Here is a 14,057-nt window from a genome sequence, read left to right as displayed (position 1 = left end):
GTTGTTCTCCCGATCAGTGGCTTGTGCCCAGATAGGCACTGATCACGTCTTCGTTGTTGCGCACTTCGTCGGGGCTGCCGTCGCCGATCTTCTTGCCGTAGTCGAGCACCACCACGCGGTCGCTGATGTCCATCACCACGCCCATGTCGTGCTCGATGAGCACGATGGTCGTGCCGAACTCGTCGTTCACATCGAGGATGAAGCGGCACATGTCCTGCTTTTCTTCCACGTTCATGCCGGCCATGGGCTCGTCGAGCAGCAGCACCTGCGGCTCCATGGCCAGGGCGCGGCCCAGGTCCACACGCTTTTGCAGGCCGTAGGGCAGCTGGCCCACGGGCGTCTTGCGAAACGCCTGGATTTCCAGGAAGTCGATGATGTGCTCGACGTACTCGCGGTGGCGGATCTCTTCGCGCTCGGCCGGGCCGATGCGCAGCGCCTGCATCAGCAGGTTGCTTTTGATCTTGAGGTTGCGGCCGGTCATGATGTTGTCGATCACGCTCATGCCCTTGAACAGCGCCAGGTTCTGGAACGTGCGCGCCACGCCCATCTCGGCCACCTGGCGCGAGTTCATGTGCGAGAACGTCTTGCCCCGGAAGGTGATCGAGCCGTCCTGCGGCGTGTAGACGCCGTTGATGCAGTTGAGCATGGAGCTTTTGCCCGCGCCGTTGGGGCCGATGATGGCGCGGATCTCGTGCTCTTTCACGTTGAACGAGATGTCGGTCAGCGCCTTCACGCCGCCAAACCGCAGGCTGATGTTCTTGACGTCCAGGATGACGTCGCCGATCTTCTTTTTGGTCATGGTGGGGTGTTGCTGCTCAGGCGGGTAGAGAGCGGGTTTCATGCTGCAGCCTTGACGGGCGCGAAGGTCTTGGTGTCCGACAGCTTCAGGGTGGCGCTCACGCTGCCTGTGCGGCCGTCCTCGAACTTGACCTGGGTCTCGATGTACTGCTCGGTGCGGCCTGCGTACAGCGCATCCACCAGCACCGCGTACTTTTCGGCAATGAATCCCCGGCGGACCTTGTTGGTGCGCGTGAGTTCGCCGTCGTCAGCGTCCAGCTCCTTGTGCAGCACCAGGAAGCGGCTGACCTGGCTGCCCGCCAGCATGGTGTCGGTGGCGAGGTCGGCGTTGACTTTCTCGATGCACTCGCGGATCAGCTCGTACACCTCGGGCTTTTGCGCCAGGTCGGTGTAGCCCGCGTAGGGCAGGTTGCGGCGTTCGGCCCAGTTGCCCACGGCGTCGAAATCGATGTTGACCATCACACACACCTTCTCGCGGCCGTCGCCCAGCGCGACCACTTCCTTGATGTGCGGGAAGAACTTGAGCTTGTTCTCCACATACTTGGGCGCAAACATGGCGCCATCGTTGGCGCCGCCCTTGATGCGGCCCACGTCCTTCACGCGGTCAATGATCTTGAGGTGGCCGTGCGCGTCGAGGAATCCTGCGTCGCTGGTGTGGTACCAGCCATCGGCGGTGAGCACCTCGGCCGTGGCCTTGGGGTTCTTGTAGTACTCCTTGAGCAGGCCGGCGGACTTGACGAGGATCTCGCCGTTGTCGGCCACCTTGATCTCCACACCGCGAATCGGCACGCCCACCGTGTCGGCGCGCGCCTGGTTGTCGGGCTGCAGGCAGACGAACACGGCGGTCTCGGTGGAGCCATACAGCTGCTTGAGGTTGATGCCGATGGAGCGGTAGAACGTGAACAGATCCGGGCCAATGGCCTCGCCTGCCGTGTACGCCACGCGCACGCGGCTAAAGCCCAGGTTGTTGCGCAGCGGGCCGTACACCAGCAGGTTGCCCAGCGCGTACTTGATGCGGTCCAGGGTGCCCACGGGTTCGCCGTCCATGAGGGCGGGGCCCACCCGCTTGGCCACGCTCATGCAGGCGTGGAACATGGCGCGCTTGATGGTGCCTGCGTCTTCCATGCGGATCATCACGCTGGTCAGCAGGCCTTCAAAAATGCGCGGCGGCGCAAAGTAGTAGGTGGGGCCGACTTCCTTCAGGTCGATGGTCACCGTGCTGGCCGACTCGGGGCAGTTGACCACGTAGCCGCAGGCCAGCCACTGGGCGTAGCTGAAGATGTTCTGGCCGATCCAGGCCGGGGGCAGGTAGGCCAGCACTTCTTCGCTGCTGGTGAGCTTGTCGAACTCGGCACCTGCGCTGGCGCGGTCCAGCAGGGTGCTGTGGGTGTGCACCACGCCCTTGGGGTTGCCCGTGGTGCCCGAGGTGAAGAACATCGCCGCCACATCGTCGGGCTGGGCCTTGGCGACCTCGCTCTGGAACCACTGGGGGTTCTTGGCGACGTGCGCCTTGCCTGCTTCGATCAGCGAGTCCAGCGACGCCAGGCCCTGTTCCTCGTAGTTGCGCAGGCCGCGCGGGTCGTCAAAGTAGATGTTCGAAATCTGGGGGCATTGCTCGCGGATCTCCAGCAGCTTGTCCACCTGCTCCTGGTCTTCCACCAGGCAAAAGCGCACTTCGGCGTTGTTGAGCGGGAACACGCATTCGGCCCCCACGGCGTCCTGGTACAGCGGAACAGGAATCGCGCCCAGTGACTGCGCGGCCAGCATGGTGGCGTAGAGGCGGGGGCGGTTGGCGCCGATCACCACCATGTGTTCATGGCGCTGCAGCCCGGCCAGGTGCAGGCCGGCGGCCACCTGCTCCACCAGCCGCACCAGGTCAGCCCAGCTGTGGGTTTGCCAGATGCCATATTCTTTTTCGCGCAGGGCCGGGGCCGTGGGGCGCTCGGCGGCATGCTTGAGCAGCAATTGCGGGAACGTGGTCAACATTGCAGGTTCCTGAAAGTAAGAGGTGTCCGTCCGGTGACTGCCGGGAGCGCGGCCTTGTGGCTGCGTATCTGTGTATGGGATGGATGCTAGGACTGACTTTGACGTCATCTTGTCTTGCCGACGACAATTTACGGGAAACTACTCCTCGGGTAAAACCCTGACGCACGGCGAATGGCCGATTGGCGAGGGTGGCGGACGGGGTATCGCGGAACGCTTCACAGGGGGGCGGTATCCTCACGGGCTATGTACGCCCCGTTCTTCGGCCTTCAGCACCCGCCGTTCTCCATCGCCCCCGACCCCCGCTACCTGTTCATGAGCGAGCGGCACCGCGAGGCGCTGGCCCACCTGCTCTATGGACTGGATGCAGGGGGGGGCTTCGTGCTGCTCACGGGCGAGGTGGGGGCGGGCAAGACCACCGTGTGCCGCTGCTTTTTGGAGCAGATCCCGTCGCACTGCAACGTGGCCTACATCTTTAATCCCAAGCTCACGGTGCGTGAGCTGCTGCGTTCCATCTGCGACGAGTTCGGGGTGCCGCACAAGCCCACCGTGCCGGGTGGTGTGGAAACGGTCAAGGATTACATCGACCCGCTCAACGCCTCGCTGCTGGCGGCGCACGCCGCCGGGCGCAACACCGTGCTCATCATCGACGAGGCACAGAACCTCTCGGCCGACGTGCTGGAGCAGCTGCGGCTGTTGACCAACCTGGAGACCAGCGAGCGCAAGCTGCTGCAGATCATCCTCATCGGCCAGCCCGAGCTGCGCGCCATGGTGGCCAAGCCGTCGATGGAGCAATTGGCCCAGCGCGTGATTGCACGTTTTCACCTGGGCGCACTGAGCCCGCAGGAGACACAGCAGTACATCGCACACCGCCTGGCCGTGGCCGGGCTCACCGGGCCGCTGCCGTTTGACCGGGGTGCCCTGCGGCGTGTGCATGCGCTCTCGCACGGCGTGCCCCGGCGCATCAACCTGCTGTGCGACAGGGCGCTCCTCGGTGCCTATGCGGCTGGCGCGCGGCAGGTGAACCGGGCCATCGTCAACCGCGCTGCGCGCGAGGTCTTCGATGCGCCGGCCTCGGCCGCTGCAGCGCGCAGCACCCGGCAGGCTGGATTGCCGCGCTGGGCTCTGGCGGGCCTGGGTGCCGTGGCGGGTGCTGCAGCGGTGGCGGCTGCGGGCTGGGGCATGGGGGTGTGGCCTGCGCACCGTGGCGGCCCGCAGGTGGCCACTACAGGCCCTGGTGCCGCCGTGGCGCAGGGTGCGGCGTCCAGCCTGGGCGCGAAACCCCCGGCGGCTGCGGCGCCTGCGGCGCCTGCGGCAGTGCTGCCCGCATCCGCTGCGGCTGCCTCCGCCCCGGTAGCTGCCGCGCCCGCTGTACCGGCGTCATCGGCGGCACCGTCTTCTGCGCTGGACCAATTTATGCAGGCCCAGCCTGCCACCGATGCGCCGGCCTGGCAGGCGCTGGCCTCGGCCTGGGGGGCGGCTTTGCCTGCGGGCGCGGATGCCTGCACTACCCTGCCGCGCGAGGGCTTGCGCTGCTACCGCAACCGCCGTGCGGGCCTGAACCTGGTGCGCCAGATCGACCGGCCCGTCCTGCTTGCGCTGTACCCGTCGGAAGAGGCCGAGGCCCCTGTCTCGGTCTTGCTGCGTGGACTGGATGGCGACAACGCCACGCTCGAAGGCGGCGGCCGCAGCTTGCGCGTGCCCGTGGCCGAACTGGCCCAGGTCTGGCGCGGCGAGATGGCCACGCTGTGGCGCGCCCCGGTGGGCATGCCCGACCGGGGCGAGATCACCGATTCCCCGGCGGGCGCGGCCTGGCTGGACCAACGGCTGGCGAGCAAGGCCGCCGGTGGCTCGGGACCCGGCAGCAAGCCGGTGACACCCGCTCAGCGCCAGTCGCGCATCCACCGGTTCCAGCTGGCCCAGGGCGTGACGCCCGACGGCCGCGCCGGCCCCCTGACCCTCATGCTGCTCAACCGCGCCACCGGCGTGAACGAGCCACGTCTGCGGAACACGCCTTAACCATGTCCTACATCCTTGATGCCCTGCGGCGTGCCGATGCCGAACGCGGCCGGGGCGCCGTGCCGGGCCTGCACACGCAGGCTGCGCCCACTTCTGGCGCTTCCTCCATGCCGAGTCAGGCCGGGCCGATCAACCTGTGGTTTGTAGCAGCGGGCGTGGTCGGAGCCGCTGCGCTGGCGGCCGGCGGCACCTGGTGGGCCCTGCGGCCCCAGGCCCCGGCTGTTGTGGTGGCAGCGGCCCCGGCTGTGCCAACGCCCGCTGCCGTGGCGCCCCCCGTGGCAGCGCCAACCCCGCCGCCGCCCCCTGTGCCCGCGCCGGAGCCTGCCCCGGCACCCGCACCCGCACCGATGGCACCGCTTGAGCCCCGCAGCGCCGACAAGCGCCCGGCTGACAAACGCAGCGCAGCACCTCAGCCACCCCCGCGTGAACGTGAGCGGCCCGTGGCCTCCGTGGTGGTGGCGGCTCCTGCGGCGGCCCGCGCCCCCGCAGCCGAGCAGCCCGTGCGCCCGCGCAGCCCGGCAGCTGCGCCCGCCCCCCAGGCCCCCGCAGCGCCTGCGCCACGGCCGTCACCAGACGCCGGAGTGGCACCACCGCCCGCCAGCCCCGTGTTTGCGCAGGGAGACCTGCCCGAGGCCTTGCGCACGCAGTTGCCTGCGCTCAAGGTGACGGGCGCCACCCATTCGAACAATCCGGCCTACCGCATGGCCATCGTCAACGGACAGGTGCTGCACGAAGGCGACCAGGCGGCACCCGGCCTGGTGCTGGAAAAGATCGAGCCTGGGCGTACTGTCTGGTCGTTCAAGGGCTACCGGTATGGTGTGGCGGCGCAGTAGTAAAAAAATCAGTTAAAACAGCCTCTAGCGCTTATCCTGTAAGCGCTAATAGCTATCTATTTGATAGTTGTTTTGTGAGGCGCTGTGCTTTCAACACCTGGCTCCACGCAAAGCGAGAGCTACGGTGGAGTCGGCGTCACCGGCCCACCAGCGTCCGGGTGGGGGCGGCGCAGCAACCCCGGGGATCACCGGATAAACCTGCCGTCGCGCCCCACCAGCGTCAGCTCCACAAACCGCGATGCATTGCGGTCGGGGGTGCTGGCGTTGATCTCGAAGCCACCCAGGTCCCACTTCTTGAGGTTCCAGGTGGCGTCGATGAAAGCGGCTCGTGTGGGGTTGCGGCCCGCGCGCTGCAGGGCCTCGGCAAAGACGCGGGCGTTGATGTAGCCCTCCAGCGCCAGGTGCGAGGGCTCGGCCGCGGCGCCCGAGGCCTTCCAGGCGGCCTGGAAGTCGCGCACCACCGGCATGACCACGTTGGAGGGCAGGGGCACGACCTGCGAGATGGCCATGCCCGTGGCATCTGCGCCCAGGGCCTTCACCGTAGCGGGGGTGCCCATCACCGACAGTGCATACAGCGTCACGCCGCGCTTAATGGCGCGAAACGCCTTCACGAATTCCAGCGTGGGCTTGCCTGCCAGGCCGATCACGATGGCTTCGAGGTTGCCGCTTGCCAGTTTGGTGGCTGCGGCGCCGGCATCCGACGCGTTGTTTTCGACCGTCACCGTCAGCGCCTCGGGCAGCTTGAGGCGGTCCATCGACTGTTTGGCGGCGGTAAAGATCTCTTTGCCGAACGCGTTGTTCTGGTAGACGATGCCGATGCGCTGGATGCCGATGGTAGACAGGTGTTGCACCAGCTTTTCGGCCTCGTCGGCGTAGCTGGCGCGGATGTTGAAAACACTGCGAGCCTTGGTGCGGCTCAGCTGCGCGCCGGTGAAGGGTGCAAAAAACGGAATGCCGCTCTCGATCACCTTGGGCAGCATGGCGTCGATCATGGGGGTGCCCATGCAGTTGAACAGCGCAAAGTACCCAGGGTCTGCCAGGAACTGCTCCACATTGGCCAGCGCCTTGGGCACATCGTAGGTGTCGTCCTGTGTGACCAGTTCAATGGTCTTGCCGTGGATGCCACCCCGTGCATTGATGCCCGCAAACGCCGCCTTGGCACCCTGGTGCATGGCCGAACCGAGATCGCCCAGCGGGCCGGTGAGGGCGGTGGACTGTGCAATACGGATGGTCCCTTCCTGTGCGCGGGCGCTGCCCAGGCCCAGCCAGGGCAGGCTGATGGTGGCGGTCGCGGCAGCCAGCAACTGGCGCCGGGCGATGTGGGACGGTGGGCGGGCGGTGGTCGGGGGCAGGTCGGCGGGCATGTGTGTCTCCTCAAAAGGCCCGGGCCTGCGCAGCGGCGGCCGGGGGAGGCGACATCATCCAATCACGATTGGCATTTTTTTGTCGGTCTGGCGACAATTGGGATCGTGGTATTCCCGCACTTCCCCATCGCGGCAGACTGCCCTTTTTCATGAGAACCTTCGCGCCATGGACTCACGCATGAACCAGGATCTGTCTTTGCACCAGCGTCGTCGGCCGCCCACGGCGGATGAGTTGGACGGCATTCCCTGGCTGCGACTGCTGCTGCCCGCCGAGCGCGAGCGCGCTGTGGCCTCGTTGCTGGTGGGGGATGCCAAGGCGGGCGACTATGTGTGCCGCGTGGGGCGCCCGGTGACCTACTGGTTTGGTGTGGTCGAGGGGCTGCTCAAGATGAGCACGGACAACGCCCAGGGCCAGACCATGACGTACGCGGGCCTGCCGCCGGGCGGCTGGTTTGGCGAGGGCACCACCATCAAGCGCGAGCCCTACCGCTACAACATCCAGGCGCTGCGCAAGAGTGTGGTGGCGGGGTTGCCGATTGACAGCTTTCACTGGCTGCTGGACCACTCCATCGGCTTCAACCGCTTTGTGATGAACCAGCTCAACGAGCGCCTGGGCCAGTTCATCGCCGCGCGCGAGATCGACCGCCTGAACAACCCCGATGTGCGTGTGGCCCGCAGCCTGGCGTCGCTGTTCAACCCGGTGCTGTACCCGGGCGTGGGCGAGGTGCTGCGCATCACGCAGCAGGAGCTGGCCTATCTGGTGGGTCTGTCGCGCCAGCGCGTGAACGAGGCGCTGGCCGCGTTGGAAGCGCAGGGCGCCATCCGTGTGGAGTATGGCGGCCTGCGTGTGCTGGACCTTGCTGCGCTGCGGTCGAGCGTGTTTCCCCCCTGAGGCGATCGGCGCCTGGGGGCGACGCCCTCGCTGCGGGGCGGCCCTTGCTGGGCGTCCCTGGCGTGGGGCGCGCCGGTTTCAAAGTCCGGTTAGCTGCGCGGCAGGGCGCGGGGGCGGGAAGGTGGCGAGGACAGGGGGCGGCTGCCGGTGGTGCGGGCTGGGGCGGGCACAGCCATTGGCGATGCTGAGGGGCTGCCTGCCCCCCAGCTGTTGTCATCGCCGCCGTCGCGCGTGAGGCGGAAGGTGCCCACCATTTGTGTGAGGCGCCCGGCCTGGTCTTTGAGGCTGTCGGCGGCGGCGGCGCCTTCTTCCACCAGCGCCGCGTTCTGCTGGGTCATTTCTTCCAGCGCACCCACCGAGTGGCTCACGTGGCCAATACGCTGGCTTTGCTCCTGTGTGGCGGCGGTGATCTCGCCCATGATGTCCGACACACGGCGCACCGAAAGCACCAGTTCTTCAATGGTCTTGCCGGCGTGGTTCACCAGGGTGCTGCCTTCCTGCACCTGGTCTACGCTGGTACCGATCAGCGCCTTGATCTCGCGCGCGGCATTGGCCGAGCGGCCCGCCAGGTTGCGCACCTCGCCGGCCACCACGGCAAAGCCCCGGCCTTGTTCGCCTGCACGGGCTGCTTCGACTGCCGCATTCAGCGCGAGGATGTTGGTCTGGAACGCAATGCCGTCGATCACGCTGATGATGTCGGCGATCTTGCGCGAGCTGGCGCTGATGGTGTCCATGGTGCGCACCACCTGCGACACCACCTCGCCGCCGCGCGTGGCGGCATCCGATGCGGTGGACGCGAGCTGGTTGGCCTGGCGGGCCGAGTCGGCGCTCTGCGACACCGTACCGGTCAGGTCCACCAGCGAGCTGGCCGCGCTTTGCAGGTTGTGCGAGGTTTGTTCGGTGCGCTGGCTCAGGTCCAGGTTGCCCGAGGCCACTTCCGAGCTGGCGACCAGGATGGAATCTGCCGTCTGGCCAATCTCACCCACCAGGGTGCGCAGGCGTTCCTGCATGGCGGCGATGGCTTCGAGCAGGCGGCCGGTTTCGTCGTGGATGCGCACTTCGACCTGCGAGGTGAGGTCGCCGCGCGCAATGCGTTCGGCCACCACCACGGCGCGGCCAATGGGGGCCGTGATGCTGGTGGTGATGCGCCAGGCAATCAGCGCGCCCAACCCAATGGCCAGCAGCACCAGCAGCCCGCCCACCACGCGGGCCTGGCTCTGCGTGTGCTCGGCCGATGCAGTGGCTTCGGCATTCAGCGTGTTTTGCAGGTCGATGAGTTCGCCCAGTTTGGTGCGCCAGGCGGTTTCGGCGGGGGCCACGCGGGTCATCAGCGCCAGGGTGGCGCTCACGGTATCGCCGTCGTCGGCGGCCTTGATGGCTGTGTCCAGTTCGGGGCGGGTCTTCTTGCCCAGGGCCTGCACTTCGCCCAGCAGTTTGATCTCGGTGGGGGTGGCGTTGGCGGGGGTCAGCAACTCCGCCAGCGCGGCTTCCTGGGTCGCATACAGCTTGAGCGTCTTGGCCACAGCATCAATCTGTTCGCGGGCCTGTTTGGGGTCGATGTCGTTGAGCATGGCCGCCGACCGGCTCTGAATGCCTATGGCGCTCACACTCTCCAGCATGCCATTGACCAGCTTGGCCTTGTTGGCGCCGATGCCCGTGATCTGGCGCATCTGCTCGTGCACCTTGCCCACCGAGAGCTGGCCCACGGCGGCCACCGCCACCAGCAGCACCAGCATGCAGCCAAAGCCCAGGCTCAGCCGGCTGGAAATCGACAGGGATTTGAGTGACGTTGCGGCCTGCATGGTGTTCCTTGGAGTCTCTGGGGACAATGAATCGTGTGGGGAGAACGAAGCAATAAGGGTGCCCGTGTCAGCCACCTGCTGAATGGCCTTGGTCTGCGTCCGGGTTCAAGGCAGTGTAGGCACAAATTACAAAATGTGTCATGACGCTTGCGGATAGTGGTATGCCCAATGTGCATGGGCTCGTTGTTACAAATTGGCGGGCAGTTTTTTGCCATTTGTGAAAGCGTATGGCGGTATTGTTGCTTCGCAAGATTGCAGATAGAACTGGTGTTTACGCCTGTATTTAAGGCATCAAATGCTATACAAAATATAGCAATCCACTTTCCTTGGATTGCTCTGTGGCCACGCGGGAGTGGCCCATCAGGTATAAATCCGTTACAGATGCGAGGCCCCACGATGAAAGCTCTTTCCTTCCCCTTGGTGCGCCATATGGCTGCTGCAGCGCTGGTAGGCGCCGCGCTGGCGGGTTGCGCCACCGCACCCGCGCCAGAATCCAGCCAGCGCGAACTGGTCGTTGCGATCACGGCCTCGCACGAACTCATCACCTTCCACGCCGGCCAGCCAGACCGCATCCTGGAGCGGCGCCCCGTCACGGGTCTGCCCACAGGTGAGCGGCTGGTGGGTATCGACTTTCGGGTGGCGCGTGGCGTGCTCTATGCACTCTCTCAGGCGGGCCGCCTGTACACGCTCGACATTCCCACTGGCGCGCTGCGCCCCGTGGGGCCTGCACCAGCGGTCCTGGGCTTGCGGGGCACGGCCTTCGGCTTCGATTTCAACCCTGCGGCCGACCGGATCCGTGTGGTGTCGAACACGGGCCAGAACCTGCGCCTGCACCCCGACACCGGGGCTGCCGTGGATGGCGACCCGGCCGTCGAGGGTGTGCAACCCGACCCGGCCCTGCGCTATGCGTGGAGCGACACCCACGCCGGCCGCAATCCCGACATCGCAGGCGCCGCCTATACCTACAACGCCCAGGACAGCAAGATCACCACCAACTACGCCATCGACCGGACCCTCGGCGTGCTGGTGATGCAGGGCTCACGCGAAGGCACCACGCCTGTGGTGTCGCCCAACACCGGCCAGCTGCGCACCGTGGGGTCGCTGGGGCTGCCACGGCTCACCGACGTGGCGTTCGATATTTCGGACGTCGGCAATACCGCGCTGATTGCGGTGCGCACTTCGGTAGACAGCCACACGCGGCTGCACCTCGTAGACCTGCGCACAGGGGCCACCCGGCCGCTGGGCACCGTGGGTGAAGGCGCCCCCCTGCTGGGCATGGCCATCGAACCATGACCACCAGCTGCCATGCCCAGCGCACCAGGGCTTTGTCTGCGCTGACCGGCGTGGTTGTGGTGTTTGTGGCGTGTCTGGCAGGCCTGCCCACCGCTGCCCAGGCTGCCACAGTGCAGGTGGAGGTGCTGGATGCGGCGGGCAGGCCGCTGCCAGACGCCGTGGTGTTTCTCGAATCCGCCGATGCCCGCAAGGCGGTCAAGCCGCTGTCCGGTGCGGAGATGGCGCAGGAAAAGCGGCAGTTTGTGCCCGGCGTCCTCGTGGTGCCCGTAGGCACCGAGGTGCGGTTCCCCAACCATGATTCGGTGCGCCACCACGTCTATTCGTTCTCTCCGGCCAAGAAGTTCGAACTCAAGCTCTATACAGGCACGCCTTCCAACCCTGTGCTGTTCGACCGCCCTGGGGTGGCCGTGCTGGGCTGCAATATCCACGACCAGATGGTCGGCTGGATTGTGGTGGTGGACACCCCGTACTACGCCCGCACACCTGCCGCACCGGGCCGGGCGCAGATCGACAACGTGCCGCCCGGCACCTACACCTTGCGCACCTGGCACACGCGGTTGCCCGTGGGCGCGCCCGCGCAGGAGCAGGCGCTCACGGTGCCCGCCACGGGTGCTGCGGCGGCATCGGTGCGTTTGGCAGGGCTGCAGCCTTGAACCGGAAGAAGCTGTGCGAACTGGGGCGCAGCCTGATCTTGCGGCTGATTGGGCTCACGTTGCTGCTGCTGCTCATCGTGCAGGCTGCAGGTTTTGCCGTGGTGCGCGCCACCATCGAGCGCAATGCCCGTGCGCAGATTGCCCAGGCCCTGGACTTGGATGAAAACGTCTGGCGCCGTCTGTTGGAGCAGAACGCCGACAAGCTGCGCCAGGGTTCGGCCTTGCTGGCCGCCGACTACGGTTTTCGCTCGGCCGTGAATTCGGGCGACGAGGAGACCATCCAGTCGGTGCTCGAAAACCACGGCAACCGCATTGGCGCGGCGGTCACCGCGCTGCTGGGCACCGACCTGGAACTGCGCGCGGTCAGCCTGGCGGGCAACATGGAGGCGTTTCCGGCCACCTTGCGCGCGCTGGTGCCGCCGCTGGCCGCCCAGCCGCAGGGCAGCCAGATCGCGGTGATGGGCGGCGTGCCCTACCAGTTCGTGATGGTGCCGCTGCGCGCACCGGTGGTCATTGGCTGGGTACTGATGGGGTTCCCGGTCAACCAGCCGCTGGCCGATGAGATGCGGCAGCTGCTGGCGGTGCACGTGGCGCTGGTCGTGAAGGGCGAGGACGGCAGGGCCAAGGTGCCCGTCAGCACGCTGCCGCCCGGCTCGCTGGCGCTGCTGCAGCGCGAGGGTGTGCCCTCTGGCGAGCTGCAGACGCCCGAGGGCATCCTGCTGGCGAGGGCCATTCGCCTGGACAGCGTGGGGGGCGAGGTGCAGGCGCTGCTGCTGCGGTCGGTGGAGGAAGTGCTCGCCCCCTACCGGCAGCTGCAGGTGCTGCTGGCCATCATCACCGTGGCGGGGGTGATGCTGTTTGCGGTGGGCACGGGGCTGGTCGCACAACGCCTGACCACGCCGCTGCGCTCGCTGCTGGCCGCCACGCAGCGGCTGTCGCGCGGTGAATACGATGTGCCGCTGGAACACACCGACCGCAGCGACGAGATTGGCAACCTCGCACGTTCGTTCGATCACATGCGCAGGGACATTGCTGCGCAGCAAACCGAGGTCCGCCGCCTGGCCTATTGGGATCGCCTCACGGGCCTGCCCAACCGGGAGCGCTTTCGCGAGGCGGTGGTGCTTGCCATTGCACGCAACACCGGCGGTGCGGTGCCCTCGCACCCGCTGGCCGTGCTCACGCTCGACCTGGACCGCTTCAAACACGTGAACGACGTGCTCGGCTATTCCTTTGGTGACCGCCTGCTGCAGGCGGTGGCCGAACGGCTGCGCCAGCAGGTGCCATCGCCCGACAACATGGTCGCCCGCCTGGGCGGCAACGAATTCGCCGTGCTGCTGCGGGGCGCCGATGCGGCCACCGCCCATGCCACGGCGTTGCGCATCACCCAATCGTTCGAAGAGCCGCTGGCCTTCGAGGACCAGACGGTGGACCTGAGCGCTGGCATTGGCATTGCCTGCTGGCCTGGCGATGCCGACGATGCCGACACGCTGCTGAGCCGCTCCGAGATCGCCATGTATGCCGCCAAGCGAAGGCTCAGCGGGGCACAGCAGTACGACGCCTCATTTGATTCGGCCAGCGCGCAGACCCTGTCGCTGCTGACCGAGCTGCGCCACGCGGTGGAGCACCACGAGCTGCGCCTGTACCTGCAGCCCAAGGTGCCGCTGCACGGGCAGCCCGGCCGGGCTGCCGAGGCCCTGGTGCGCTGGCAGCACCCGCAGCGCGGCCTGGTGCCGCCCATGCAGTTCATTCCGTTTGCCGAACAGACGGGGTTCGTGCGGCAGCTCACGCTGTGGATGTTCGAAGAGGTGGCGCGCCTGCTGGCCGACCCGCGCACCCAGGGCCTGGCGCTGCGGGTGTCGGTCAACCTGTCCACACGCGATCTGCTCGACCCGGAACTCAGCACCCGCCTTGCCGACATTCTGGTGCGCCATGGCGTGCCGGCCAGTGCCTTCTGCCTGGAGATCACCGAAAGCGCCATCATGGACGACCCCCAGCGCGCCGAGGCCATGCTCAACCGGCTGTCGGAGCAGGGCTTCAAGCTGTCGATTGACGACTTCGGCACCGGCTATTCCTCGCTGGCCTACCTCAAGCGCCTGCCGGTCCATGAGCTCAAGATCGACAAGTCGTTTGTGATGGGCATGGAGACGGGCGAGGACGACGCGATGATCGTGCGCTCGACCATCGATCTGGCGCACAACCTGGGGCTCACCGTGGTGGCCGAGGGGGTGGAAACCGCCGCCATTCTGGAGCGCTTGCGCACCTTGGCGTGCGATGAGGCGCAGGGCTATCACATTGCACGACCACTGCCGGTCGATGATTTCCTGGCCTGGCAAGAGGGGCAGGCGCATCAGGTGCGCCAGGGGTAAGTTTCTTTAGTTCTTGGTCTGCCAGGCCCCGCAGGCGAAAATACGCGCAATGTC

At 66.8% G+C, this 14,057-nt stretch carries 10 protein-coding genes; 6 read left to right on the top strand and 4 right to left on the bottom strand.

Annotated elements, in window-relative coordinates:
- Nucleotides 1-13 precede the first annotated feature (13 nt).
- Together ACODS0_RS11690 and ACODS0_RS11685 are read right to left on the bottom strand one after the other, a co-directional pair.
- On the bottom strand, nucleotides 14-799 hold the full coding sequence (locus tag ACODS0_RS11690; protein ID WP_055400027.1) for an ABC transporter ATP-binding protein: 786 nt from the start codon (nucleotides 797-799) through the stop codon (nucleotides 14-16).
- Nucleotides 800-837: 38 nt separating this feature from the next.
- Nucleotides 838-2,784 (bottom strand): AMP-dependent synthetase/ligase, encoded by a 1,947-nt coding sequence (locus ACODS0_RS11685; protein ID WP_121507718.1) that lies wholly within the window; start codon nucleotides 2,782-2,784, stop codon nucleotides 838-840.
- A 243-nt stretch (nucleotides 2,785-3,027) separates the two neighbouring features.
- Between ACODS0_RS11685 and ACODS0_RS11680 the strand changes: the two genes are divergently transcribed.
- Nucleotides 3,028-4,800, top strand: coding sequence for an ExeA family protein (locus tag ACODS0_RS11680; protein WP_488835054.1), 1,773 nt, complete (start codon nucleotides 3,028-3,030; stop codon nucleotides 4,798-4,800).
- Between the two features lie 2 nt (nucleotides 4,801-4,802).
- Complete coding sequence (locus ACODS0_RS11675; RefSeq protein WP_488835053.1) at nucleotides 4,803-5,633, top strand: general secretion pathway protein GspB; 831 nt, start codon at nucleotides 4,803-4,805, stop codon at nucleotides 5,631-5,633.
- A 185-nt stretch (nucleotides 5,634-5,818) separates the two neighbouring features.
- On the opposite strand, the gene ACODS0_RS11670 is transcribed toward ACODS0_RS11675, so the two are convergent.
- Entirely contained in the window at nucleotides 5,819-6,997 is a 1,179-nt protein-coding gene (locus tag ACODS0_RS11670; protein ID WP_121422124.1) for an ABC transporter substrate-binding protein, read from the bottom strand.
- A 178-nt stretch (nucleotides 6,998-7,175) separates the two neighbouring features.
- Here ACODS0_RS11670 and ACODS0_RS11665 point away from each other — a divergent pair, with 178 nt between their 5' ends.
- On the top strand, nucleotides 7,176-7,889 hold the full coding sequence (locus tag ACODS0_RS11665) for a Crp/Fnr family transcriptional regulator (RefSeq protein WP_199727044.1): 714 nt from the start codon (nucleotides 7,176-7,178) through the stop codon (nucleotides 7,887-7,889).
- Nucleotides 7,890-7,978: 89 nt separating this feature from the next.
- Here ACODS0_RS11665 and ACODS0_RS11660 read toward each other — a convergent pair whose 3' ends face one another.
- Nucleotides 7,979-9,691, bottom strand: coding sequence for a methyl-accepting chemotaxis protein (locus ACODS0_RS11660; protein WP_228897511.1), 1,713 nt, complete (start codon nucleotides 9,689-9,691; stop codon nucleotides 7,979-7,981).
- A gap of 396 nt (nucleotides 9,692-10,087) precedes the next feature.
- Between ACODS0_RS11660 and ACODS0_RS11655 the strand changes: the two genes are divergently transcribed.
- From ACODS0_RS11655 to ACODS0_RS11645, 3 genes are read left to right on the top strand one after another with little or no spacing between them, the layout of a single operon-like run.
- A complete protein-coding gene (locus ACODS0_RS11655; RefSeq protein WP_121507712.1) occupies nucleotides 10,088-10,984 on the top strand; it encodes a DUF4394 domain-containing protein in 897 nt (298 codons plus the stop codon).
- The gene (locus ACODS0_RS11650) at nucleotides 10,981-11,637 is read left to right on the top strand and encodes a methylamine utilization protein (protein ID WP_199731314.1); all 657 of its coding nucleotides are present in this window, start codon (nucleotides 10,981-10,983) and stop codon (nucleotides 11,635-11,637) included. Before ACODS0_RS11655 ends, ACODS0_RS11650 begins: the two co-directional genes overlap by 4 nt.
- Entirely contained in the window at nucleotides 11,634-14,003 is a 2,370-nt protein-coding gene (locus ACODS0_RS11645) for a putative bifunctional diguanylate cyclase/phosphodiesterase (protein ID WP_488835050.1), read from the top strand. Before ACODS0_RS11650 ends, ACODS0_RS11645 begins: the two co-directional genes overlap by 4 nt.
- Nucleotides 14,004-14,057 lie beyond the last annotated feature (54 nt).

This window comes from Acidovorax sp. FG60 (assembly GCF_057808995.1).
This window is presented reverse-complemented; position numbering and strand designations above follow the sequence as displayed.